A 26,155-nucleotide genomic window follows, 5' to 3' on the forward strand; every position below is an offset into this window, starting at 1 on the left:
TTCATTCAAAAAGACGGTTAACCCCGTCTTTCAAATAACTGACCCTGAAAAATTTTACCGTTAAACAGGGCGTAATAGACAAGGGTTTGATCACCACGAGTACACATGTCAAAAAAGCAACTGCTTAGAGGGTAAGTACTACCACTTTACTACTCCTGCCAGAACATAGCCGCTATAACCTCGCGCATGAATATTCATGCTACGCTTTTCTTTCTGTAAAACATCAATGACCTTTTACGGAAAAATGTTTATGAGTGATTATTTTGACCTGGAGCGGTTCTGCCAGGCACAAAACGACTCTTATGCACAGGCCCTGCAGGAGTTGCGGCAGGGGCGCAAACGCAGTCACTGGATTTGGTATATTTTTCCGCAGCTCAAGGGACTGGGACACAGCGCTACGTCACAACGATATGGGATGACAGGTCTAGAGGAGGCGCAGGCTTACCTGAAGCACCCGCAACTTGGACCGCGATTGCGGGAGTGTTGTCAGGAGTTATTACACCTGCAAGATCTCAGCGCCCTGGAAATATTCGGTAGTCTTGATGCGATCAAGGTCAGATCCAGTATGACCCTGTTCGCCCTTGCTGCGGCTGGCGCTGATAATCTATTTATGCAGGTTTTAGAGAAATATTATGAGGGCAAACAGGACCCCCGTACCCTGGAGATCCTGCAAAGCTTCCATTAACCTCTAGCCCCAAACCTCCCGAAAAAACACTTAAGCAGTTTGGGTTTCAGGTTCTTCCAGACTGTCGCTGCCCAGTAGTTTATCCATCACCAGACAGGCGGTGAGATCGCCCGTGACGTTAACGGCGGTCCTGCACATATCGAGTATGCGGTCCACACCGAGAATCAGTGCAATACCCTCTGGTGGGACACCTATCCCAGCCAGGATACTGGCGAGAATCACTATCCCCACACCCGGTGTACTTGGGGAACCGATTGAAGCGCCCACAGTAGTTACGGTAAGTCCCACCAGTTGTGCCGTGCTGAGGTCAATGCCATAAACCTGGGTGAGAAAAATCGCCGCAATTACCTGATAGAGGGCAGTGCCGTCCATATTCACCGTAGCGCCAAGAGGCACAATAAATTTGGCTATAGAAGGTTTCACTCCCAGGGAAGTCTCGGCAGTGCGCATTGAAAGCGGCATTACGGCCGCGGAGCTGGAGGTGGAAAAGGCCAGTAGCTGTACGCCACTGATGCGCTGCAGAAAGCTCAGAGGCCGCATTGGCGTGGCCAGTGCGACAATCAACAGATAAAACAGCAGTAGAATCAGTAGCCCCAGAATAACCGTGCCTACATAGACAGACATCCCCACGATTGCGGTTAAACCCACGCGAATGGCGATATCTGCCAATAATCCGAATACCGCCAGCGGCGCGAACAGCATGGCCCAACCGACTATTTTCAAGGCGATTTCCTGCACTATGCCGAAGGCATAGACTGCAGTTTCACGCTGCTTTTGCGGCAGCAACATCACTGCCACTCCGGTAAAAATCGCGTAAACCACCAGCTGCAGCATATTGCGCATGGCGATGCTCTGATTCAGGTTGGCCGGAATCAGTTCGGCAATTCGCTCCGGTAGCGGCTTGGATTCCAGCATCTGTGGTGGTGGGCTGCCGGGTAATTCAGTAGCTGCCGTGAGCAGGGCCTCATCGATATAGTTACCCGGTTGAATAAATTGGGCCAGGACTATGCCGATAATCACCGCTACTGTGGTGGTGGCAATAAAATAGGGCGCTATACGCAAGCCAACCCGCTTGAGCTGGGATACATTTCCACTGCCACAGAGCCCGAGGATAATGGAGGAGACCACCAGTGGAATCACCACCATTTGGATCATATTCAGGAATAGGGCACCGGGCAGCTTGAACCAGCTGGCCAATATTACGCTGAGATTCTCATCGACCAGCCCAGCCCCTTCCGGCGACAGCAGCAGGCCAATACCGAGCCCCAGCACCATAGCCAACAGGATTTGCATCCACAGGCGGGTGCGCATCAACAGGCCCAGGGATTCCACCATCCTGAACAGGTAAACATTGGAACCATAATTCATACGAGAATTACCAGATTCAAATTCATTAACTCGGCACCCAAAAGGAAAGCCACCAGTATCCTGCAACTCTTGAGCAAAACTCTTTAGTCAGATCAAGTGAGGGCGATCACGCAATCCCAGGCAATGATTGGTAAGAGTGGTTGCAGAAAGATGACACCGTGAGTCCCTAGTGGAAAAGGGCAAGGGGTAGATCGTTCACCACTCTAAAAATACTACGGCCTGATTACCCACATTCAACACCAATGCTTTATCTAATAGCGAGGCCGCTAAAGAATACTCTTGCACGTTTTTACTGATGATCCGTCGCTGGAGCAAATTGCTGCGCCAATAACTCCCTAATCCATTTATGCAGCGGGTCCTGCCCGCTGCGACTGTGCCAGGCGGCGATCACATCGAAACCGGGGGGCTGGTCGGCAATCGGCAGGGTACTCAGGCGTTCATCGGGCAACAGGCGCGACGGCAGAAAAGCCACGGTATTGGTGGAGGCAATACATTCGGCTGCAGCGGCAAAAGAGGGAACCGACAACACCACATTGCGCTGCAGGCCAAACTCCTCGAACCAGGTATCGGCCATGCCACGCAGTTCTCCGCGGGAGGGAGACACCACCAATTGCGGTAGCGCCGCCAACTGTGCCAATGCCAGGGTCTCCCCTGTTAACTGGCCGGGTATTTTTGCATGCCGGCAGCACACGCAAACATAGTGCTCTCGATACAGCAGCATTGTCGGGCAGTTGTCCGGCACAAAACCGGGTGTACTGAAGACCAAATCTACCTCACCGGTTTGCAGCTGCTGCGCCATGCGGTCGATTTCCAGCTTGAGCACAACCACTTTGAGACCCGGGGCCTGTTCACGCAGTTTTTTCAGCAGACCCGGCAATACCACTCGCTGTTCAAAGTCGGTGGCACTGATAGTAAAAATACCAGTGTACTCGGCCGGCAGAAATTCGTGCCCACGCAACAGTGAGGCGATTTCGTTTAACACTCTATCGATCCTCGGTGCCAGCCGTTCTGCCAGGGGAGTGGCTACCACTCCATTGCTGGTCCGAATAAATAAGCGATCGCCAAAGATCTCCCGCAATCGCTTGAGCTGTTCACTCACAGTCTGCTGAGTCACACCGAGCTGGTCGGCCACCCGGGATAAATTTAACTCCCGCAGAATTGCCTGCAGCAACCGCAGTTGCTTTAGTTCAAGCCGGTCCAGGCGATCGTCTCTGTTGCCCCTAGTCAAACCTGTATCACTCACAATCGTTACTTGATTTTCATTGTATCTGCTCCAGCCTAGCATTGCCGATACATAGACCTTCATGAGTGAGGAACCCACTATGCCAGGCGCGACTCTGCAATCATCGACACCGGGCTTAATGCGGGCAAGTATCAACTACGCAGACCCCAGCGCAGAGCTGGTCTACGACCAACGCCATACAGGCCCCGGCCCCGCTAGCCTGATCGATCAGGTAATCCCCCACCTGGTGACAGTTCATGACGGCAGGCAACTGCAGGCTGCGGGGGAGACCTTCCGTTTGGACGAACAGGGGTTTGAGCTGGTAGAGCCCAGCCTCGGTATCGACCTGCACCAGCTGGATGACACTTTAAAAGCGCTGGATAGCAACAAGCCTTCAGCCAATAGCACAGTGCTTTCGCCAGAATCCCGAGACACCTTGATCCGTACTCAGTGGTATCCGGCGATTGAGCGATGGCTGGCTGCTTATTTGGGGGCGGACCAGGTTGTGACCTTCGATCACACGCTGCGCGCTCAGACTAAAGCAGACGCCATCGCTGAGCAGAGCCGCAGTCGCCGCGCCCCGGTAAAAATCGCGCACAACGATTACACGCCCTGGTCTGCCCAGCGCCAGCTCAAGCAGACGCTACCGGAATACGGCTTAAATCCGGACGAATATCCCCGATTTAAGTTTGTGAACCTGTGGCTGCCGCTGCTGCATCGGGTTGAAGAGTCCCCCCTGGCTATGGCGGACCTGCGCAGCGTGGAAGCAGCGGATTTCCACAAAATGCGCCTGATTTACCCAGAACGGGAAGGGCAGATTTCTGTCATCAGCGCCAATCCTCAACACCGCTGGATTTGGTTTAGTGATATGCGCCCCGGCGAAGGGTTGCTACTGCGGGTTTTTGATAGCGAACACAGCGATGTGATTACCGGCAGCCCCCATAGCGCCTTCGACTTACCGGAAAGCGAAAATGTCCCCCGGCGTACCAGCCTGGAAATTCGCACTATCGCGTTGTTTAAACATTAAATAAATTGAAATATCGATCAAAACCCCATGAATAAAACCCTGAACTCAATAGATCCTTTAAATAACGAAGTTGTCGGCAGTGTCGCTATTTGTTATGAAGACGATTTAAAAAAATTGCTGCAACAGGCCAAGCAGGCACAGGTTGAGTGGGGCAAAAAATCCATTCAGCAGCGTGTACAGCTTGTACAACAAGCCTATAAAAAGCTTGAACCCATACAGGCGAAATTGGCAAAACTGATCAGCCGTGAGATGGGTAAAGATGCGCGGCGGGCCAGCTATGAGGCTAGCGGCGCCATCCACAGTGGCCCCTGGTTGGCCGGAGATTCCGGTGAGGCCCTGCGCAGCCAGCGCCAGGGTAATAGTGAAATTCAATATCGTCCGTTGGGCGTGGTCGCGGTTATTTCCCCCTGGAATTATCCCCTGGCAATGGCCAATAACCTGATCGTACCGGCACTGATTGCCGGCAACAGCGTGGTTTTAAAACCCTCCGAAGAAACCCCTCTGGTTGCGGACCTACTGGTAAAAACCCTGAACCAGTCGCTGCCCAGCGGGGTATTACAGATTGCCCATGGGGATGGGAAAACCGGAGAAGCCCTGGTCAAAGCGGACATCAATATGGTCGCTTTCACCGGCTCCCGTGCTACCGGCCAAGCCATCATGGCCAATGCTGCTCCCAAGTTAAAACGCCTGATCATGGAGTTGGGCGGCAATGATCCCATGTTGGTTTTGGCCAGCGCCGATATTCACCGCGCGGCACAATTCGCCGTGGCTTCCAGTTTTGAAAATGCCGGGCAAATGTGTACTTCAACCGAGCGTGTTTATGTGGACGAGCGCATTGCGGACCAGTTTGAGCGAGCGGTGGTTGCCATTGCAAAAAATTATCGCACCGGTGGTTGGCCAGAAGGGGATGTCGATATAGGTCCATTGGTCAATCCCCGTCAGCATCAAAAAGTGGTTCAGCATATTCATGACGCCATAGAGAAGGGCGCAACGCTTTTGCTGGGAGAAAAATCCCCCAAACCTCCTTTTGTTCCTCCAACGGTCATCAGTGGAATCAAACCGGGTATGCAACTTGAGGACGAGGAAACTTTTGGCCCGGTAGTCGCAATAGACCGATTCAGCACCATTGAAGAGGGGATTCACAGAGCAAACGACTCTGTATACGGCTTGGGGGCCGTGGTATTTGGCAAAGCGGATGCTCAGGAAGTCGCGAATCAACTACAGGCAGGCATGATTGGTATTAACCAGGGTGCCGGTGGAACACCATGGGTAGGTGCCAAACAGAGTGGCTTTGGCTACCACGGCGGGGCTGAGGGACACCGACAATTTGCCCAGCTCACCCTTATTAATCATTAATTAAAAAACTCGAGTGCAGATATTTTGGACGAAGTCATTATGCCAAGCTCTCCAGACATTGCGATGAATCCATCAACTGAGGCCAACAGCAGCCTTGAGCAGGATTTCTTTATTATCGCCAGGGAACCCGGTGCGGAGCATCCTGCTCTGCCCACCTGGGCCGCACGACTGGAAAACCCAGCCTCACTCAAAGATAGCGCCCCGTCTTTGGTTCAGCGCAGAGAGATTGCTGAGGTGCCCGGTGCTTTTCAATTACTCAATGTATTTTCCAGTGAGGAATGTCAGCGCCTCATCGATATCACTGAAAATATCGGTTATCTGCCAGATGCCGCCGTTTCTTTGCCCAGGGAGGTACGCCATAACGACAGCCTTACCTGGGTAGTAGATGAAACTACCGAACGGCTAATCTGGCAGCGGTGCAGCGCTTTTATGCAGGACCCCAATGGCTACTTTGAAGGGCGGGAGCCAGTGGGACTCAATCAGCGTTTTCGCTTTTATCGTTATGGCGAAGGTGATTACTTTCAATTTCACACCGATGGAGCCTGGCCGGGCAGCCGAATCATAGATGGCAAGTTGGTCGCTAATGGTTTTCCAGACCGTTTTAGCGAAATGACTTTTCTAGTTTTACTCAGTGAAGATTTTGACGGCGGAGCCACACGTTTTCGTGTCAATGCAGATAACCCCTACCAACAGCCCAGCCGGCACTCCATGATGGATATTGATGTAAGAACCCCCGCTGGATCCGTACTGTGTTTCCCCCATGGTATGCACGCCTTGCATAGGATCCACAGCTCAACGCCAATTACTCGTGGAATAAAATATATTATTCGTACAGATATATTATTTCTTCAGGATTGATTAACAGGGTTAACAATTTTATTTAAAAGAACCTTAATAAAGCATTCAGCCGCAAGGAAGCGTCTCGAACTTAAATAACAATAAATCGCTACTTAGAGCTTCCCTAAAGTCTCTGCATATAATCTATAGCCCGACTTATATACTACGCCCTCCATCGAAGTGTTGCCGTAAGTTTTATGTCAAGCTGCACTGCCAATCTGATCGCAACGGCACATTCGGGTGTGTACTTATGGAATTAATAGAATATTTACAGAGTCACTTTTATAGCAAAGAGGAGCTTCTATCGCTAAGCGGTTTAAGGCAAGAAGAGTTTGCAAACTACCAGAATGCCCTTGTTATGCCTAAAGCTTCCTACACGATGGTACTGGGCCTGCAATGCCATTCATTCTTCGGCACCCATAATGAATCCCATAACCAGGAGTTCTACGCCAAAGGTTATGTATCCTGGTTAAAAGACCTTCGGCTACAAAATAATCCAAAACAGATTTTTGATTTATTTAAAACAAGATACACGGATACAATCTATCAGTTAAAGTCTATTGGCCATAGCTGTTCTGACATAAAAATGAACAAGGGGCTTACCACACATATCGAAAGCGAATGGAAACACTTTATCGATGGTACTTATGGGCTATGCACCAAAAGCGGACTCCCCGAGGATATAGCACGTAAAGAGCTGGCCTCTCTAGTGATCAAGGAATTAACAAAAGAGAGTAATCTCAGCAGAATAGGCCTACAAAAATTACAGAGGGCTGTTGACCTGCTAGAGAGCGCCAGCAGCCTTTTCGCACCCCATGAGCGGCATAAGAGTTCGAGGCAAATACTGATTCATGATATTCGTCAACAATTTAATCTCAGATAAAGACACTGTAAAAGCCAACGTCAAAAACTGAGAAACATATTGTCGCCATAGGCTAAGAAAAGCAGGGTAGACAACACCTACACCAAATGACCATATGATTTGGCATGTACTAAACGTATATGCCCCTATAAAATCCCGCCCCTTTAATTGGCTCAAGCCTCTCCGCACTTTTATTAGAGATATTCCATGAAAAGCAGAGTTTACTGCCTTATATCCTTTCTATTGCTATCCGTCTTAACGGTATCAGCCTACGCCAGAGATTGGCGGGAATATAAAAGCACTAACTTTACCGTCTACTCCGATGTTTCATCGAAAAAAGCTGAGGCCTTATTGCGCGAGCTGGAAAAATTTCGAAGTGCCTCACTTATGGTAACAGGCATGGAAGATCGCCCTGAAAACTCTAGGCTTAGGGTCTATCACTTTAATAAGTCTAGAGAATTTGAAAAATTCTCCGGAAAAAGAAGTATCGCAGGCTTCTACATCAATACCATCGATGGCCCCTTAATTTTTTCCCAGGAAAACAAACGTGGCATATTGAACGGCCAAGCAATCATGTTTCATGAATATGTTCACCATCTTATGCGTGAGCGCGGTTCCATGCGTTACCCCAGGTGGTATTCAGAAGGCTTCGCAGAGTTGCTAGCCAGCGCGACTATTGATCAGGATTCCATCACCATCGGCAACTTCCCTGAGTGGAGAGCTTACGATTTGGAAGAGGGACCCTTGAAAGCCAGGGAAATTCTTCAACCGGATTACAGTAGAAAGGGTTGGAAACATAGCAGTCAGTATTACGCCAGTGCATGGTTATTATTACACTATTTATTTTTCAGCGAAGATGCCAGAGAAAATGCATACCATGAAAAAACCAAAAAATACCTGGCAGATATCAATAATGGTGGAGATCCACTAGATCTCTTTAGCCAGCATTATGATATCCGAGTGGAAGATTTAGATATCGCATTAACTCGTTACCTGAAGGAACGGCGTCTGTCGGGCTACAAGGTTAATCTGACCAAAAACGCCTTTAAAATCGAAAAGCGCAAACTGAACCATAATGAAAAATCCCTATTATTGGCGGAGCGAGCGGTTGACCTAGAAAGATACGATCAGGCGTTAAGCTATCTGAATAAAGTAAAAAAAGATGCTGCCAAGTTACCTGGAGTTATCGCTCTGAAAGCGAATCTATTAATGCACAATCAGCAGGAGGCTGCGGCACAGGCTTTACTTCAGGAATTATCAGAAATATCTGATTTGAATCATACAGCGGCAACGAATCTATCTGTTTACCATTTATATAGCTTACATGATACGCTTGAATCCCGGCAATGGGATGAGGGGAGCTATACCAAAACGGTGCATTATGCAGATATGGCTATAGCGCTAAATCTGGCTTCCCTATCGGCTTACCAATACAAATGGATGGCTCAGCAGTACAAAGGTGAAAGTGTTGCCGCACTGAAAACCATGATGGCAGCCTATCAGAAGAATCCAAATAGTATTGAAATAAATAGCGCTATTGGCTTTCACCTCGCAAAACTTAAAAAGCCAAAGCTTGCAAAACCATTTCTGGAGAGAACTCTGGCCTGGTCCCACAATCACAAGGTTCGATCACGCGCTAAAAAATTGCTCGATTGGGTAGCAAAGGAAACCTCCACTGACAGTGGAGTGAGTTCAGGGCAGATATCCTGAGTCCAAGCGCTAGATCAAGCGTATAACACGTAGAGAATTACTCTCTACGTGCTATGAAAGCGAAGAAATTAGCCTCTCCTCTAACTCTTCTTTTCCTCTTCCCGCAAAGTCAGCACTTCATATCCATCCGCCGTAACCAGCACTGTGTGCTCCCACTGCGCGGAGAGCCTGCCATCTTTGGTCACCACGGTCCAACCGTCTTTTTTGAGTTTGGTTTTGCGATTACCCTGATTGATCATGGGCTCAATCGTAAATGTCATTCCCTCGCGTAAAACAGCTCCGCTGCCCGCTCGGCCAAAGTGCATTACCTGGGGTTCTTCATGCATTTCACGGCCAATACCATGGCCACAGTATTCACGCACCACACTGAACCCTCGCTTTTCAACATACTGTTGAATCGTATGGCCCACATCACCAAAAGTAGCGCCGGGTTTTACGGTGTGAATACCGGCCCACATGGCATCGTAGCAACACTGCACCAATTTTTTGGCAATGGGAGTCACATTACCGATCATATACATCTTGCTGGAATCGGCGATATAACCGGACTTTTCCAGGGTTATATCCACGTTGACGATATCGCCATCGCGCAACACCTGCCCCTCACGTGGCATGCCGTGGCAAACCACCTCATTAATCGAAGTATTGAGAGAGTAGGGATAGTCGTATTGCCCCTTGCTGGCCGGGCGCGCCTGCAACTCCCGGGTAATAAACGTTTCCACTCGGTCGTTAATTTCCATGGTAGTAATACCCGGCTTCACAATACCATCGAGCATGGCAAACACCCGGCTCAATAATTCACCGGAGTTACGCATCAACGCCTGTTCCCTGGCGGTCTTGATTTTTATGTTATTCACGAGTGAGCTCTTCCAGAGTAAATGATTCGGTGCGCAGTAATTTCTTGCACAACTGACTGTAACTGAGCTCTGGATTCAGCTCGGCTAACATGCCGATCTTTATCCAATACTCGGCCTGGGCGTTAATAGAACGCGCCAATGTTGTACTCGCTTTACGGATTTCATCGTGTAATTCATCCGAGATCTTAACGATACCCATTTTATACACCGCATATATTGTTCATATACAAAGTGTATATTTCTTTTCATGAGAAGTACAAGCCGACCAGCAAGATCAAAAATATGCAACTTGTTGCATAGTCAATATTTGAACGATATGGTTGAGAGATAAAAACAATAGTGATGAGGCCACCATGTCCGAAACCACCGAGAAGAAACGCAGTGCCCCCAAGCCCAGCCGCCTGCGTATTGGCCAGCGTTACCGTGCCAGTCGCTTGAACGGCCCCTACGATGCCCTGGTAATCGGCTCTGGAATCGGCGGCCTGACTACCGCGGCTATGCTGAGTGCCACCGGTAAGAAGGTACTGGTCCTGGAACAGCACTACACCGCCGGCGGCTATACCCATGCCTACGACCGCAATGGCTACGAGTGGGATGTCGGCGTGCACTACATTGGCGATGTGGGCGAGCACCCGACCATGACAGGCCGGATTTTCGACTTTATCAGCGGGGGTAAGTTGCATTGGGCGCCGATGGACGACACCTACGATCGCATTTGTATCGGCGAAGAGCAGTTTGATCTGCGCGCCGGTCGCCAAACGTTTATCGATGAACTGGTTAAACATTTTCCCGACGAGCGGGAAAATATCGAGCGCTATCTGGGCCGCCTCAACGAGGTGGCCAAATCCATGCAACGCATTGCGATGGAGAAGCTGTTTCCCGGCTGGTGCGGCCCACTCCTGCGGCTTTGGCGTAAACTGCGCGACCCATCCTGGCTGAACAAAACCACCCGCGAAGTGTTGGCTGAAATCACCAACAACGAGAAACTGATCTCCGTACTCACTGGTCAGTGGGGCGACAACGGCATGGCCCCGGCACAGAGCAGTTTTATTATTCACGCCCTGATTGCCAAACATTATTTGTATGGGGGTTACTACCCCGTGGGCGGTGCCAGCAAGATTTCCGAGACCATTATTCCGCAAATTCAGGCCAGTGGCGGCGATGTATTTACCTATGCCAAGGTGGAAACCATTCTGTTAGATGGCAATAAAGTTCGCGGCCTGCGCATGAGCGATGGTACCGAAATTGAGGCGCCCGTGGTGATTTCCGGAGCGGGAGTATTCAATACTTTCGAAAAATTACTGCCCCAGAGTGCCAGTGAGCGCCTCGGTTACCTGCGCGACCTGAAAACCGTCACTCCATCTATGTCTCACCTGTGCCTATATATTGGCCTGGAAAAGACCGCCGAAGAACTACAACTACCGAAAACCAATTACTGGCTCTATACCAGTGAGAACTACGAGGAGGATATGCAGGCCTTCCTGCAGGATAGCGACAAAGATATTCCGCTAGCCTATATCTCTTTCCCCTCGGCCAAGGACCCCACCTTTACCCAGCGCTATCCTGGGCGCGCCACTATCGAAATCGTTGCACCAGCCAATTACGATTGGTTCGCTCAGTGGCATGACAAACCCTGGGGCAAGCGCGGTGATGACTATGAAGCCCTGAAAGAGGCCTTCAGCCAGCGCTTATTGGAGCACCTTTACAAGCATTTCCCCCATCTGCGCGGGCAAATCGATTACTACGAGTTATCCACACCGCTGTCGACAGATTATTTCTGCTTCTATCCACGCGGTGAAATTTATGGCCTAGACCACGATCCCAAACGTTTTGAACAGCGTTGGCTGAGACCCAAGACACGACTCAATGGACTCTATCTCACCGGCCAGGATGTGATGAGTTGCGGTGTCGCCGGGGCAATGATCTCGGGGGTATTAACCGCTCAAAGTATTCTCGGCTTGCGCCAGGGGGCGAAGTTGATGCGCCAGGTTATTAGTGGGCAGCCTTTTCAAACACCGGCAAATAACGGTGAGGCGCTAGGCAAAGCATCCACCTGATTTGTCGGCAATAACGCTCATTCGGCAACTGCAATAATAAAAACCCGGCGATCAATGCCGGGTTTTTATTAAATTTATGGGCTCGGAGATGTATTTAATCGCGGCAATCTGCTCGGCATTCGATCGAAGTTCAAGACGCGGATAACCAGGCGTCGATTTTCCCTTTGCCCAGCCTTGCTCTCATTATCAGCGATAGGATCTGTATCGCCATAGCCCTGTGCACGCATGCGGTCGCCATCAATACCGCGCTCTATCAAAAAATTGCGTACCCAGTCTGCGCGCCACTGAGAGAGGTGCAGGTTTTTCTTTGGGTCACCGTCATTATCCGTGTGCCCCTCAATCGTAATACGCATCTCGGGGAAATCGCGCATGATCACCAATAGCGCCTCCAGATCGGCGATGCTATCCATACGCGGGGCAAAGCCACCGGGGTCAAACTCCAGGCGCAATCTAAAAGTATCCCCATCTTTACGGGAATTTCCGCGTAAAAAGCGCACCAAATCATCGGCAAAGGGAGCCGCCTGCCGCGCCTCTTTCTCACTGTCTCCGGACTGCACCGCAGACTGAGGCTCAAGGGCATATTTTCTATTGGGATCGGGGGTGGGGCAGCCGGCAAGTAATAGCACCAGCAGGGCGAGATAGCAGACGAATAAAGGCTTGCCCGCCATAGACAAAACTTCCGGTTTGCAGACGTCAAATTCAGTGTAGAACAAGCTGCCGGCGGGAGGAGATATCTAGCCGTTAGAGGAAGTTCAACACCGACATCATATCGCTAACTACCCGGGCACCGCGCTGCTCCAGCTGTGGCGCTCTCTGCTTATGGGTACTGTAACCGACTACGCGCATGCCGGCGGCTACCGCGGCTTCCACACCGGCGTTGGAGTCCTCCACGACCAGACAGCGCTCCGGCTTCACCCCCATACTGGTGGCCGCATGCAGGAACAGCTCCGGCCAAGGTTTACCGCGGGAAACATCCTCAGCACTGTAGATCCTGCCGTCGAAGTAGTCGTAGAGACCGGTTTTATTTAGGGTGAGATGCATTTTCTGGTGAGAGCCCGATGAGGCCACGCAACTGCGCATGCCGATCTGCTGTAAGTGATCGAGCAAGCTCTCAATACCGACTACGGGTTCCAACTCGGCGTGGAATACTTCGCGAATACGGCGCTCGGTATTGCCAAAATAATTGTCTGGCAGGGGGCCGCCGAAACGCTTCTCGATTTCCAGTAGGCAGTCCCTGGCGGGCCGGCCGCTGAATTGCTCATCCAGCTCCTCCGCAGTGGTGGCCATACCCAACTTATTCATTTCTTCAGCGAGGATGCGGCAGACGATACTCTCGCTATCCACCAACACACCGTCGCAATCAAAAATGACCAAATCTATGGAAGACATGGGACCCCGTAAAATCAGCGCGCGGAAAGCAGCATAATACCGATAACCACACCGAGTATGCCGCTGATACGCAGGAAGTTTTCATTGCCCTGGGAGATCTTGATGGCCAGCGCCTTGCCGCGCTCAAAACCCATTTGCAGCATATAGGCGCCACTCAGCAGCACCAATACGCCCAGGGCGTTGAAGAGGATATACCAGTGGCGCGTGTCAGCAATCAACAACAGGAAGAGACCGATAAAGATGCGCAGCCAGGCGGAAAAGAAATAGCCCGTTTCGCTGAGTCGCTCACTGATGGTTTGCGCCAACTTGGGCTTGGCAATAACCGCCAGCGACAACAAGATAATCGCGATACCCAATAACCCTACAATCACTCGAATCATAGTTTCCCTTCCTGGTTTTCATCCTATCCAATTTTGGCTTACGTCGGCTCCTACAGGTCACCCCATTGGAACTGTAATACAGACAGTGCGGCGATAGGCGCGGTTTCGGTGCGCATAACCCTCGGTCCCAAGCGCAGTGGCATAAAGCCGTGGCCCAAGGCCAAATCAATCTCCGCCTGGGACAATCCACCCTCTGGCCCCACCATCAACAGGGCCGAATCCGGCTTGCCATTGTCCGTTTCCCAACGGCGCAGATCCAGCTCGGTGCGGTGGTGTAATACCAGCTTGGTTTGCGGTGCATCCTGTTGTGCTGAGGTCTGCAGATAGTGCGGTAGTTTTACCGGTTCGGCAATTTCCGGCAACAGATTGCGCTCACACTGCTCACAGGCGCTGATGGCAATCTGACGCCAGTGGCCAAGCTTTTTTTGCAGGCGCTCGCCGGATAGTTTGACCTCGCAGCGCTCGCTAAACAGCGGCTGGATAGCCGCCACCCCCAACTCGGTGGCCTTCTGTATCACCCAGTCGAATCGGTCACCGCGGGAGATGCCAATTGCCAGGGTTAACGCCAGTGGCGACTGGCGATTGTCTTCGCGAAACGCACCAACCCCCACTTGTGCACGCTTACCCGTTGCCAGCAATTCCGCGCTGTACTCGCCGCCCAAACCGTCGAAAAGAGTCATCGGGTGGCCGGCGCCGAGGCGCAGGACTTTTACCAGGTGCCGGGAAGCGCCCTCATCCAACTCGATTTGCGAAACACCGGCCAGGGCCTGCTGGGAGAAGATACGCGGAATGCGCATGGGTAAAGATCCTGTAAAGCACTATAAAAAAGCCGACAGAGATGTCGGCATTTTGCAGGCGGGTAGTTTAGGCACTAATGCACAGACCAGGCAATGGCGGAAAACCCCCACCATTACCCGGCGTGAAAATCGCGATCAGGCAGTTTCCAGAGACACCGGAGTGTCAGTTAGCTCCTGGCGCTTGCCTTTTGGACGCAGCACTTCGATCACCTTGTACAGGTTCGGCACCAGTACCAGGGTTACCGCGGTGGCAAACAGGACGCCAAAGGCGAGGCTGATCACCATGGGAATCAGGAACTGCGCCTGAATAGAGCGCTCGAACATGATCGGCACCAACCCGATAAAGGTAGTGATAGAGGTGAGGATAATCGGGCGGAAACGATCGCGACCCGCCTGTACCACCGCATCCATCACCGCCCAGCCCTGGGCGCGCAGCTGGTTGATGCGGTCCATCAATACCAGGTTATCGTTCACCACAACCCCCGCTGCGGCGAGGAAGCCGAGCATGGACATGATGCTGATATCGTGGCCCATCAACAGGTGGCCTACTACCGCACCGAAGAAGCCGAACGGTACTGCGGTGAGGATCAACAGCGGCTGCGAGTAAGAGCGGAAAGCGATGGCCAGCAGGGCGTAAATGGCGAACAGAGACAGCACAAAGAACGCCAGGATCGCACCGTTGAACTCTTCCTCCTCCTGCATTTCACCGGCAGTTCTCAGGGAGAAACCGGGGAACTGGCGCTCCAGCTCAGGCACCAGAGTCTCGCGCATATCCTTGAGAATTTCCTGCGCAGTGGAGGTGTTCGGCGTCAACTCGGCAAACACGCGCACGGTGCGCTCGCGGTTGTTGCGGCGGATGGTGGTGTAACCGGGCACATAGACCGCATCGGCCACCGCAGAGAAGGGCACTTCTCCCTCCGCCGTACGAATACGCACGCGGTCCATCTGCTCTTCGCTGGCGCGCTCTTCCTGCGGGTAGCGCACCATCACCCTAACGTCCTCGCGACCGCGGGGAATACGCTGTACCTCTTCGCCATAGAAACCCTGGCGCACCTGCCTGGCCACATCCGCCAGGTTGATACCCATGGTAGTGGCGTGGGGCTTCAGCTGAATTTCGATATCGCGACGCGCACTGGTGAGATTGTCACGCACATCGTAAACACCGGCATAGCTGTTCATCTTCTTCTTCACCGCATCGGCGGCAGCGCGCAATTCGTCCATATCCCCCGAAGCGGTGCTCAGGTTCAGACTCATACCGTTGCCGCCATCGTTGATAGTGGCATCAATATTCAGGTCTTCAACACTGGCCGGCATTTCACCGATCAGCTCGCGCCAGCGCAGCGACAGAGTTTTGGAAGTCACATCACGCATCTCTCCGTCGGTGAGCTGCAAGATCACAAAGATGTTGCCGCGCCAGTTGAACACCATGGAGTTCATTACGAAGGGCTCGCCGTCGTTGAGCTTCAGCATCTCCTCATCGGTAGCGAGCTTATCTGCGGCCTCCAGCACCTGATTCATCACGCGCTCGGCCTCATGGAAAGGCTCGCCATCGGCCATGCTGGCACGCAATTCCAACAGATCCGACGGTACCTGTGGCGAGAAGGAAGAACCTACATAACCACTGGTAAAGACACTGATGGAAAGTACCAGCGCCATGAAAAAGACCATCACCGTGGTGCGGCTGTTGCCAAGGGACTTCTTGAGCAGCGGCAAATAGTACTTGTCACCGGCGGTCTTCATGGCTCCGGCGAAGCGGCCACGCAGCTTCTGCAACTTGATACCCAGGGCGGATTTGGCGGGTTGCTCCGGCTTCATACCCACCAGGTGTGCCGGCAGAATCAGCAGAGACTCCACCAGGGAGAACACCAGACACAAGAGCACCACCACCGGCAGTGCCAACATCATCTGCGCGGTATAACCGGGCAGGAACAGCATGGGGATAAAGAACACCATGGTGGAGGTCACGGCGAAGATCACCGGCGCGGAGACCTGCTTCACGCCCTCTTCCGCGGCGGCCAGACCGGTAACACCGCGATCGTGGGCCGCATGCACGGCTTCCCCCACAATAATCGCATCGTCCACCACAATCCCGAGAATCAGCAGGAAGGCGAACAGCGACAGCATATTCAGGCTGACCCCGGTAATCGGCAGCAACCAGAAAGCACCGAGGAAGGCCACAATAATGCCCACCGTTACCCACATCGCTAGCGCCGGGCGCAGGAACAGCATCAGCATGATAAAGACCATGGCGAAGCCGCTTAAGGCGTTGGTGGTCAACAGGTTCATGCGGCCTTCAAAAGCTTTGGAGAAGTCGAACCAGACGTCGAACTCCATACCCGGCGGCAACTGGGTGCGCGCCTCCGCCATAAACGCCTTGATACGCTCGGCGGTGGCCACCACATCCAGCGGCTCGCCCTGAACCACACGCAGGTTCATAGCCGGATTGCCGTTAAAGAGAATGACGTTGTTGTACTCCTCGAAGCCATCGCGCACGGTGGCCACATCGCGCAGCAGCAGCACAGAGCCGTCGGCACGGCTGACTACCGGAATACGCTCGAAGTCTTCGGCGGTATAGGCCTGACCACGGGTCTGCACCTGGATATCACCGCGATCCGAACGCACCATACCCGCGGGCAGATCGAGGGAGGAGCGGCGCACCGCGTTGGCTACGTCATTGAAGCTCAGGTTGTAGCGGCGCAGGTCCAGCTCGGAAACCTCGATGGACAGCTCATCCGGACGCTCGCCCCAGATATCCACACGGCGCACACCGGGAATCAGTGTGAGTTTGTCGCGCAGGTCCAGCGCGGTCTCCTTGAGCTGACGCTCGGAAACCGGACCGCCAATGGCGATCATCATCAGCTGGGTATCCCACTCCTGCAGGCGAATCACCGGGCGCTCGATACCCTCGGGGAAGGTGTTAATACTATCCACCTGCACCTTGATATCGTTGAGCAGGCGCAGCTCATCGTAGCCATCCACTGCTTGAACTTCGATAGAGGAGTGGCTGCGGCGAGAGGCGGAGTTCACCTCCTTGATGCCCTTCACCTCAGAGATAGCCTCTTCCACACGCACGGTCACCTGCTGCTCGACCTCCGCCGGGCCGGCACCGGGGTAGGAGATTTCCACCTCGACAATACCGGGCTGAATCGCTGGAAAGACCTCGCGATCAATCCCACTGATTCCGAAGAAGCCGCCGATGATGATCATAATCATCAACAGGTTGGCGGCCTTACTGTTGCGCGCAAACCAGGAAATAATGCCGTTCATCAGTGGCCTCCGTGGGCAGCGCTATTCGTGGCTGCGGTCTCACCGGAGGTACTTGAATCGGCTTCGGCATCGCTCTTAACGCTATCGATCAGACCGGCAGGCTTCTCGTTGAGAGGATTAGCGGTAAGTGCCATGCCCTCGCGGGAGTAGCCCAGGCTGGACACCACGACGCGATCACCAACGGCGATATCACCACGCAACCACACCTGCTCGCCGATGCTCTGCAACAGTTCCACAGTTTTGAACACCAGCTTGCTCTCTTCATCCAACACCAGCAAGTGGTCGCCCTCGTGCAAAGCCTGGCGCGGCAAAACCACTATGCCATCCAGAGTGCGACCGGCAATATCGGCTTCCACAAACAGGCCATTCATCAGCGGAACATCGCCCTCATAAGGGTTCTGTACCTGAGCCACGGCATAAATAAAGCGGCTATTGGTATCGATGCTGGCTTCGGTGCGCACCAGCTGGGCACGCCACTCGCGCTCAAGCCCAGCTACCATCGCCCGCAGGCGCACTTCGGGGCCATGTTCGAAGGATTTACCCAGAGGCAGATCGAGCAGTGCCAGCTGTTGATCGGTCAGAGGCAGGCGCACTTCGGCGATGCCAGTGCTGTGGATTTTTGCCAGAGGCGTGCCGGGGGTGATGTACTGGCCCAGATCGACATAGGTCTCCACTACGCGCCCGGCAAACGGCGTTTTCACTGCGGTGCGCGCCAGATCGAGTTTGGCTTGGTCCCGATCCGCTCGCGCTGCGGCCACTGCGGCCTCGGCGGCTTCAAGGTGTGGCTTGCGCAGAAACAGGGCGTTGGCAGCTTCGCTGCCCAGATTGCGCCACTCGCGCTTGGCTTGTTTGGCGCGACCCTGCTCTTGAGCCAGGGCGGACTTGGCATCGGCCAGCTGTGATTCGGCACGTGTCACTTTATGGATGTAGTCGGCTTGCTCGAGCTGCAGCAATGATTCCCCCTCGGCAAAGAAGCCGCCGGGCACAAAGGCCTCGCCCACACCTTCAATCACACCGCCGACACGGGCCACCACCTCAATTTCATGGCGAGCATGCACGGTGCCCTGGCTCGGTACCAACAGGGTCTGGCGCCCCGGTTCCGCATACAGGACATCCGCCACCGGCGGTACCACCACCTCCGGTGGTTTTTCTTCCGGCTTGGGCTTCAATAGCACCACCGCAGTAATGGCGGCCGCCCCGATAGCCAAAACGGTAAATAAAAGCTTGTTCTTGCTCGACACTTTCACAGGCACCCTCTACCCCATTCTGTGACCGATACTGGTCAAATTTTAATTAGCGCGCATTCTACTGGAGTTCGACGCAGATAAGAGTCGATTCGGATGCAGGTCGCCGCAGGAGTTTGTGCTTTATCGCAAACCTTCCTCGCCGGCCCCTGGTAACGCATAATGCCCGCCCCAATTTACCGTTGCAGGAGAGACAACGGGCCGCGCAAAGCCAAGGAAACCGATAGGCTATTTCCCGGTCAAACGCCGCTCCTTAAGGTACGAACCCCCGGAAAACGGATATAGACATCAAATGCTGGATATCAACGCTCGCATCGCAGAAGAACTCAACGTACGCTCCCAACAGGTAACTGCCGCAGTATCCCTGCTGGACGAAGGCGCCACGGTGCCCTTTATTGCCCGCTACCGGAAAGAAGTAACGGGAGCTTTAGACGACACCCAACTGCGCACACTGGAAGAGCGCCTGCGCTACCTGCGCGAACTGGAAGAGCGCCGCGCAGCCATCCTCAAGAGTATTGATGAACAGGGCAAACTCACCGCAGAATTAGCGCAGCAAATCAACGGTGCCGACACCAAGAACCGCCTCGAAGATCTCTACCTGCCCTACAAACCCAAACGTCGTACCAAAGGGCAGATCGCCATCGAAGCGGGCCTCGAACCTCTCGCCGACGCCCTGATTAACGATCCATCCCTCGATCCCGCCGCAGAAGCACAGCAATACCTCAACACCGATCATGAAGACGCCTCCTTACAGGTAAAAGACATCAAGGCCGCCCTCGACGGGGCCAAATTTATCCTGATGGAACGCTTTGCCGAAGATGCCGAACTGCTGGGTAAACTGCGAGACTTCCTCAAGCGCGATGGCCAGGTTAAATCCAAGCTGCTCGACGGCAAAGAGGAAGAGGGAGCCAAATTCCGCGACTACTTCGAATACGCCGAGGACTGGTCCAAGGTGCCATCCCACCGCGCCCTGGCGATTTTCCGCGGCCGCAACGAGGGCATCCTAGCCATCAGTGTTGGATTACCAGAAGAGGAAGGTACTCCAGCCACCGCCAGCCATCCCTGTGAATCTATGATCGCTCGGCATTTCGATATCAGCGACGAAGGCCGCCCGGCGGACAAATGGCTTGGCGAAGTGGTGCGCTGGACCTGGCGTATCAAGCTGCTTACCGCGTTGGAAACTGACCTGTTGGGTGAGCTGCGCGAGAAAGCGGAAGAGGAAGCCATCAAGGTCTTCTCCCGCAATCTCAAAGATCTGCTGTTAGCCGCACCTGCCGGACACAAGGCCACTATCGGCCTGGATCCGGGGCTGCGTACCGGTGTGAAAGTTGCAGTGGTAGATGCCACCGGTAAGATACTGGACCACACTGCCATCTTCCCCAATCCGCCGCAAAACCGTCATCAGGAATCCGCCGCGGTTATTGCCGCCCTGTGCAATAAATACAATGTAGGCTTGATCGCCATCGGCAACGGCACAGCCAGTCGCGAGACCGATAAATTTGTCGGCGAGACCATTAAGCAATACAAATTAAATGCGCAAAAGGTGGTGGTAAACGAGGCAGGCGCCTCCGTGTACTCCGCTTCCGAATTCGCCGCGCGGGAATTTCCCCATCTGGATGTCACCATCCGTGGCGCCATCTCTATTGCCCGTCGCCTGCAAGACCCGCTGGCTGAGCTGGTAAAAATCGAGCCTAAATCCATTGGTGTCGGCCAGTATCAGCATGACGTTTCACAGACTCAGCTGGCGCGTTCCCTCGACGCTGTAGTAGAGGACTGTGTAAACGGTGTCGGTGCCGAATTGAACTCTGCCTCAGCGCCGCTGTTGGCCAAGGTTTCCGGCCTGACTGCCTCCATCGCCAGCAATATCGTCAGCTACCGCGATCAACACGGCGCCTTTAAAAACCGCAAACAGCTGATGGAAGTACCGCGCCTGGGGCCCAAAGCCTTTGAGCAGGCCGCCGGCTTCCTGCGAATTAATAACGGTGAAAACCCGCTGGATAAATCCGGCGTACACCCCGAATCCTATATCGTGGTGAAACGCATCGCCGAGAAAAACGACCGCGAGATCAACAGCCTGATCGGCGACTCCGCCTTCCTGCGCCGCCTCAACCCGGCAGATTACACCGATGAAAAATTCGGTGTGCCCACCGTTACCGATATCATCGCCGAGCTGGAAAAACCCGGCCGCGACCCACGCCCTGAATTCCGTACTGCGCGCTTCGAAGAGGGCGTTGAGGAAATCAAAGACCTGCGCCCGGCCATGGTGTTGGAAGGCACGGTTACCAACGTCACCAACTTCGGTGCGTTTGTGGATATCGGCGTGCACCAGGACGGACTGGTCCATATCTCCGCGCTTTCAGAAAAGTTCGTGAAAGATCCCCACGAGGTGGTTAAAGCCGGCGATATCGTCAAAGTGAAAGTGATGGAAGTGGATGTCGCACGCAAGCGCATCGGTCTTTCCATGCGCCTCTCCGACGAGCCCGGCGAGCAGGGCAGCGGCGGTATCAACAAAGGCGACCAGCGTGAAAACCGCCAAGCCCAGCGCTATAACAAGCAACAAGGCAATCGGCAACAGAAGGGCGGTCAAGGGAATAGCCGTGGCAGCATGGGCGATCTGTTAATGGCGGCAATGAAGAATAAAAAATAATACGGCGGACCAACAAAAAAAGGGCGATCACCAGATCGCCCTTTTTTATTTAATGAAAAATCAAAGCCGATTGTAAAACTAGCATTAACGATTATTCAGCTTAGAATACCTCTGGTAATTCACTGGTAACACTCAGGCGCTCTTGCGTCTCTGGATGCAAAAATTCCAGAGCACTCGCATGCAATAATAATCTCGGGGCCGCAGCTAAGGCTTCTGAGTGTGCATAGAATGGATCACCCAATATCGGGTGTCCCATCGCCTGCATATGCACCCGCAGCTGATGGGAACGGCCTGTAACCGGCAAGAGGCGCAGTAAGCTGCTGTCTGCTGTACTAGATATTTTTTCCCAACGCGTGAGAGAGGGCTTACCCACCTCATGATCTACTTTTTGTTTTGGCCTGTTTGGCCAGTCACAAATCAGAGGCAGATTCACCTCACCTGAGTCTGCAGTGGGCACCCCCCACACTCTAGCAAGATAGGTTTTATCGACCTTGCGATTTTGGAAGAGTGTGCTCAGTTTGCGGTGAACTTCCGGGCTCCGCGCCATTACCAACAGGCCCGAAGTATCCATATCCAGGCGGTGCACTATCAGTGCTTCCGGGTAGTTTTTTTGTACCCTGCTTGCCAGACTATCTTTATGGGCCGGATCTCTACCTGGCACACTGAGGAGACCGCTGGGTTTATTTAAAATTAGAAGGGAGGAATCCTGATAAATGACCGATAAAAAAGGCTCGGTTGGTGGGCAATATTTACGCATTATTTAACTCTTACAACCTGCTAAATACTAATGCCCACACCCGGTGGCACTATAAAATATCAAGGAGGACTAGCGAGCCTCAAGGCCCAGGTCCTTTAAAATACTCTCTGAGGCACCAATCTGATTCATCGTATAAAAATGCAATCCCGGTGCGCCCCCCTCCAATAAGGTTTCACACAGGTCGGTAACTACTTCGAGACCCAGCTTACGGATATCATCCGGGTCGCGATAACTTTCCATACGTTTTTTCAGCCAGCGCGGAATCTCTGCGCCGCAGTTACGCGAAAAACGCACTAAATTATCGAAGTTAATAATTGGCATAATCCCCGGATAGATCGGTGCATCGATACCGGCTTTCTCACACTGATCTATGAAATAAAAATATGAATCCGGGTTATAGAAGTATTGAGTCAGGGCGCTATTCGCTCCCGCCTCAAACTTTCCTTTTAAATAGCGTATATCATCATCATAACTGTTGGACTCCGGATGAATTTCCGGATAGGCGGCAACTTCCAGGTGGAAATGATCGCCAGTATGGCGCCGAATAAAAGCCACCAACTCATTCGCGTAGACCAGTTGCGCCACCGCACCCATTCCAGAGGGCATATCCCCACGCAGGGCCACAATACGATTTACACCGGCCTCTTTATATATATCTAATAATCCGAGAATGATCTCTTCATTGTCTCCACCAAATGACAGGTGCGGCGCGATGGAAATACCATCTTTGCGCATATTGGTAACAATATTGGCGGTAGTTTCACGCGTGGTACCACCGGCACCATAGGTGACTGAAAAGAATTCGGGATTAAACGCCTGTAAAGCCTCGCGGGTTTTATACAGCTTGACGCGGCCTTCGGGGGTTTTGGGTGGGAAAAATTCGAAACTGATGCGAATGGGATTTTTCATTATATTTTCCAGGCCCTCCGAAATTCAGATGCCGGCACAGCCGGCATCTTTTATGAGGGTATTAATATTTATAGCTTTCGGGCTTATATGGACCGTCGACAGAAACACCAATGTATTTGGCCTGCTCCTCGGTCATACGGGTAATTACTCCATCAAAACCTTCCACCATATAGCGCGCGACTTCCTCGTCGAGGTGCTTGGGCAGTACCTTGACGTAGAGTGCAGACACTTTTTGATCGGAGGCCAGGTCGGCAAACTTCTCTTCAAACAGGTGAATTTGCGCGAGAACCTGGTTGGCAAATGACCCGTCCATAATACGGCTGGGGTGACCAGTGGCGTTGCCCAGGTTTACCAAACGGCCTTCGGACAACAACAGCAGGTGGTCATTGGTTTCGCTATTGCGCACTATTTTATGCACCTGGGGCTTCACTTCTTGCCACTCCCAGTTCTCGCGCATAAAGGCGGTATCGATTTCATTATCGAAGTGGCCAATATTGGAAACTACAGCGCCGCTCTTCAACGCCGCCAGCATATGCTTATCGCAGACATTGGCATTGCCGGTGGTGGTAACAATCAGGTCAGTATTGGCCAGCAGCTCTTTATTAATGCCTTCGGCGGTGCCGGTGTTAATACCGTTAATGTAGGGAGAAACCAGCTCGAAACCATCCATACAGGCCTGCATGGCACAGATGGGATCCACTTCTGAAACCTTTACGATCATGCCTTCCTGGCGCAGCGAAGCGGCGGAGCCTTTACCCACATCACCGTAACCGATAACCAGCGCTTTCTTACCCGCCAGAAGGTGATCAGTGGCGCGCTTGATTGCATCGTTCAGGCTGTGACGACAACCGTATTTGTTGTCATTCTTGCTCTTGGTTACGGCATCGTTGACGTTGATCGCCGGAACTCTAAGCGTGCCTTCACGCAACATGTCCTGCAGGCGATGTACCCCGGTGGTGGTTTCTTCACTGATACCGTGGCAATTGTTCAAGACGGCGGGGTACTTACGGTGCAGCAGTTCGGTGAGGTCACCACCGTCATCGAGAATCATATTCGGCTGCCAGCCGGCAACATCGGCGCCCACGGTACGCTCTAAACACCACTCGTACTCCTCTTCCGTTTCACCCTTCCAGGCAAACACAGGAATTCCGCGTGCGGCGATAGCGGCAGCAGCGTGGTCCTGAGTGGAGAAAATATTACAGGAAGACCAACGTACTTCAGCACCCAGGGCAACCAGGGTTTCAATCAGTACCGCAGTCTGAATGGTCATATGGATACAGCCCATAATACGCGCACCGGCGAGAGGCTGTTCCGCGCGGTATTTCTCCCGCAGAGTCATCAGCGCCGGCATTTCACCTTCGGCAATTTCGATTTCACGGCGGCCCCACTCGGCCAGTGAGATATCCGCGATCTTAAAGTCTTTAAATTCAGTGCTCATTTGATTCATTCTTTTGAGTTCCAGTAATGTTCTTTTCACTCACAGAGGCGCCGCGGCGCCCCCTGATAGCAACTCACGATATGGAGCCGCGTTTATCCAGTAGGTTACAGGCCCGCCTGCGCACGCAGCGCATCGACCTTGTCAGTCTTCTCCCAGGGGAAGGCGGTGAAAGTTTCGCTGCGCGCTTGGCCGTTGCCATCCACCCAGTTATAGGTGTGGGTAAAGGGATCGCGACCAAAGTGGCCGTAGGCTGCAGTCAGCTGATACATGGGATGCAGCAGATCGAGGGATTTTGAAATGGCATAGGGGCGCAGATCGAAATTCTCGCGCACCAGCTCCACCAGTTTCTCTTCGGAAACCACGCCTGTGCCAAAGGTATTGATGGCAACCGAGGTAGGCTCGGCAACGCCGATGGCATAGGACACCTGAATCTCACAGCGCTTGGCCAAGCCTGCGGCGACAATATTCTTAGCCACATAGCGACCGGCATAGGCCGCAGAGCGGTCCACTTTGGACGGGTCCTTACCGGAGAAGGCACCGCCACCATGACGCGCGGAACCGCCGTAGGTATCTACGATAATTTTGCGCCCGGTCAGGCCACAGTCACCGACGGGACCGCCAATCACAAAGTTACCGGTGGGGTTAATATGGAATTTGGTGTCCTTGTGTAGCCACTCTGTCGGCAGGGTGTGATGCACGATCAGCTCCATCACCGCATCGCGCAGGTCGGCTTGGCTCACATCGGGATTGTGCTGAGTGGAGAGCACCACCGCATCGATAGCGCAGGGACGGCCCTGGTCGTCGTAGCGGAAAGTAAGCTGGCTCTTGGCGTCCGGGCGCAACCAGGGCAGCAGGCCGGACTTACGCGCCTCAGCCTGACGCTCTACCAAGCGGTGGGAATAATAGATAGGCGCCGGCATAAAAGTCGGTGTTTCATTGGTGGCGTAGCCAAACATCAGGCCCTGGTCGCCAGCACCCTGATCTTCCGGCTTGGCGCGGTCGACACCCTGGGCAATATCCAGAGATTGCTTGCCGATAACGTTGATCACACCACAGGTTTCCCCGTCGTAACCCACATCGGAGGAGGTGTAGCCGATATCGGTAATCACCTTGCGCACCAATTCCTCCAGGTCAACCCAGGCGGAGGTGGAGATTTCCCCGGCAATAACCGCGATACCGGTCTTTACCAGAGTTTCACAGGCAACGCGCGCCTGCTTGTCACGAGCCAACAGAGCATCCAATACCGCGTCGGAAATCTGGTCGGCGATTTTATCCGGGTGCCCTTCAGACACGGATTCCGAGGTAAACAGTTTGTATTCACTCATGTGAGAGTCTCCATGTGTTCC

22 protein-coding genes are annotated in these 26,155 nt (G+C 53.1%); 8 read left to right on the forward strand and 14 right to left on the reverse strand.

Features of this window, described 5'->3' with window-relative positions:
* Positions 1-250 precede the first annotated feature (250 nt).
* Positions 251-685, forward strand: coding sequence for a DUF1810 domain-containing protein (locus ACJJJA_RS00235; protein ID WP_444903427.1), 435 nt, complete (start codon positions 251-253; stop codon positions 683-685).
* A gap of 30 nt (positions 686-715) precedes the next feature.
* Here the strand turns inward: ACJJJA_RS00235 and ACJJJA_RS00240 are convergent, their stop codons facing one another.
* Together ACJJJA_RS00240 and ACJJJA_RS00245 are read right to left on the reverse strand one after the other, a co-directional pair.
* Positions 716-2,053: a dicarboxylate/amino acid:cation symporter gene (locus ACJJJA_RS00240; protein ID WP_444887529.1), complete on the reverse strand. Its 1,338-nt coding sequence runs from the start codon at positions 2,051-2,053 to the stop codon at positions 716-718.
* Positions 2,054-2,342: 289 nt separating this feature from the next.
* Positions 2,343-3,359, reverse strand: a complete 1,017-nt coding sequence (locus tag ACJJJA_RS00245; RefSeq protein ID WP_444887530.1) for a LysR family transcriptional regulator — start codon at positions 3,357-3,359, stop codon at positions 2,343-2,345.
* Positions 3,360-3,375: 16 nt separating this feature from the next.
* On the opposite strand from ACJJJA_RS00245, the gene ACJJJA_RS00250 reads away from it, so the two are divergent.
* From ACJJJA_RS00250 to ACJJJA_RS00270, 5 genes are all read left to right on the forward strand, one after another.
* Entirely contained in the window at positions 3,376-4,302 is a 927-nt protein-coding gene (locus ACJJJA_RS00250) for a CmcJ/NvfI family oxidoreductase (protein WP_444887531.1), read from the forward strand.
* Positions 4,303-4,329: 27 nt separating this feature from the next.
* Positions 4,330-5,658, forward strand: a complete 1,329-nt coding sequence (locus tag ACJJJA_RS00255; RefSeq protein ID WP_444887532.1) for an aldehyde dehydrogenase family protein — start codon at positions 4,330-4,332, stop codon at positions 5,656-5,658.
* A gap of 39 nt (positions 5,659-5,697) precedes the next feature.
* Positions 5,698-6,516 carry a prolyl hydroxylase family protein gene (locus ACJJJA_RS00260; protein ID WP_444887533.1) on the forward strand — a complete coding sequence of 273 codons (819 nt, stop codon included), beginning with the start codon at positions 5,698-5,700 and terminating at the stop codon, positions 6,514-6,516.
* Positions 6,517-6,745: 229 nt separating this feature from the next.
* Complete coding sequence (locus ACJJJA_RS00265; protein WP_444903428.1) at positions 6,746-7,378, forward strand: DUF6058 family natural product biosynthesis protein; 633 nt, start codon at positions 6,746-6,748, stop codon at positions 7,376-7,378.
* Between the two features lie 186 nt (positions 7,379-7,564).
* The gene (locus tag ACJJJA_RS00270; RefSeq protein ID WP_444903429.1) at positions 7,565-9,067 is read left to right on the forward strand and encodes a tetratricopeptide repeat protein; all 1,503 of its coding nucleotides are present in this window, start codon (positions 7,565-7,567) and stop codon (positions 9,065-9,067) included.
* 80 nt (positions 9,068-9,147) lie between these two features.
* Here ACJJJA_RS00270 and map read toward each other — a convergent pair whose 3' ends face one another.
* Entirely contained in the window at positions 9,148-9,924 is a 777-nt protein-coding gene (gene map / locus ACJJJA_RS00275; protein ID WP_444887536.1) for a type I methionyl aminopeptidase, read from the reverse strand.
* On the reverse strand, positions 9,917-10,123 hold the full coding sequence (locus tag ACJJJA_RS00280; protein ID WP_152455728.1) for a ParD-like family protein: 207 nt from the start codon (positions 10,121-10,123) through the stop codon (positions 9,917-9,919). Before ACJJJA_RS00280 ends, map begins: the two co-directional genes overlap by 8 nt.
* 154 nt (positions 10,124-10,277) lie before the next feature.
* Between ACJJJA_RS00280 and ACJJJA_RS00285 the strand changes: the two genes are divergently transcribed.
* The gene (locus tag ACJJJA_RS00285) at positions 10,278-11,981 is read left to right on the forward strand and encodes a phytoene desaturase family protein (protein WP_444903430.1); all 1,704 of its coding nucleotides are present in this window, start codon (positions 10,278-10,280) and stop codon (positions 11,979-11,981) included.
* A gap of 74 nt (positions 11,982-12,055) precedes the next feature.
* On the opposite strand, the gene ACJJJA_RS00290 is transcribed toward ACJJJA_RS00285, so the two are convergent.
* The 6 genes from ACJJJA_RS00290 to ACJJJA_RS00315 form a co-directional block, all read right to left on the reverse strand.
* Entirely contained in the window at positions 12,056-12,649 is a 594-nt protein-coding gene (locus ACJJJA_RS00290; RefSeq protein WP_444883153.1) for an OmpA family protein, read from the reverse strand.
* Positions 12,650-12,722: 73 nt separating this feature from the next.
* Positions 12,723-13,370 carry an HAD family hydrolase gene (locus ACJJJA_RS00295; RefSeq protein ID WP_444903431.1) on the reverse strand — a complete coding sequence of 216 codons (648 nt, stop codon included), beginning with the start codon at positions 13,368-13,370 and terminating at the stop codon, positions 12,723-12,725.
* Positions 13,371-13,384: 14 nt separating this feature from the next.
* Positions 13,385-13,750 (reverse strand): hypothetical protein, encoded by a 366-nt coding sequence (locus ACJJJA_RS00300; protein ID WP_444903432.1) that lies wholly within the window; start codon positions 13,748-13,750, stop codon positions 13,385-13,387.
* A 50-nt stretch (positions 13,751-13,800) separates the two neighbouring features.
* Positions 13,801-14,547, reverse strand: a complete 747-nt coding sequence (locus ACJJJA_RS00305) for a 16S rRNA (uracil(1498)-N(3))-methyltransferase (RefSeq protein WP_444903433.1) — start codon at positions 14,545-14,547, stop codon at positions 13,801-13,803.
* Positions 14,548-14,682: 135 nt separating this feature from the next.
* On the reverse strand, positions 14,683-17,814 hold the full coding sequence (locus ACJJJA_RS00310; RefSeq protein WP_444903434.1) for an efflux RND transporter permease subunit: 3,132 nt from the start codon (positions 17,812-17,814) through the stop codon (positions 14,683-14,685).
* A complete protein-coding gene (locus tag ACJJJA_RS00315; RefSeq protein WP_444925253.1) occupies positions 17,814-19,061 on the reverse strand; it encodes an efflux RND transporter periplasmic adaptor subunit in 1,248 nt (415 codons plus the stop codon). Before ACJJJA_RS00315 ends, ACJJJA_RS00310 begins: the two co-directional genes overlap by 1 nt.
* Before the next feature lie 289 nt (positions 19,062-19,350).
* On the opposite strand from ACJJJA_RS00315, the gene ACJJJA_RS00320 reads away from it, so the two are divergent.
* The gene (locus ACJJJA_RS00320) at positions 19,351-21,705 is read left to right on the forward strand and encodes a Tex family protein (RefSeq protein ID WP_444903436.1); all 2,355 of its coding nucleotides are present in this window, start codon (positions 19,351-19,353) and stop codon (positions 21,703-21,705) included.
* Positions 21,706-21,805: 100 nt separating this feature from the next.
* Here the strand turns inward: ACJJJA_RS00320 and ACJJJA_RS00325 are convergent, their stop codons facing one another.
* The 4 genes from ACJJJA_RS00325 to metK form a co-directional block, all read right to left on the reverse strand.
* Positions 21,806-22,462 (reverse strand): RluA family pseudouridine synthase, encoded by a 657-nt coding sequence (locus ACJJJA_RS00325; protein WP_444903437.1) that lies wholly within the window; start codon positions 22,460-22,462, stop codon positions 21,806-21,808.
* A gap of 69 nt (positions 22,463-22,531) precedes the next feature.
* Positions 22,532-23,371: a methylenetetrahydrofolate reductase [NAD(P)H] gene (metF, locus tag ACJJJA_RS00330; protein WP_444887542.1), complete on the reverse strand. Its 840-nt coding sequence runs from the start codon at positions 23,369-23,371 to the stop codon at positions 22,532-22,534.
* A gap of 61 nt (positions 23,372-23,432) precedes the next feature.
* Positions 23,433-24,818 carry an adenosylhomocysteinase gene (gene ahcY, locus ACJJJA_RS00335; protein WP_252083815.1) on the reverse strand — a complete coding sequence of 462 codons (1,386 nt, stop codon included), beginning with the start codon at positions 24,816-24,818 and terminating at the stop codon, positions 23,433-23,435.
* Between the two features lie 95 nt (positions 24,819-24,913).
* Positions 24,914-26,134, reverse strand: coding sequence for a methionine adenosyltransferase (gene metK / locus ACJJJA_RS00340; RefSeq protein WP_252083816.1), 1,221 nt, complete (start codon positions 26,132-26,134; stop codon positions 24,914-24,916).
* Positions 26,135-26,155 lie beyond the last annotated feature (21 nt).

This window comes from Microbulbifer mixtoriginis (SeqCode) (assembly GCF_052466865.1).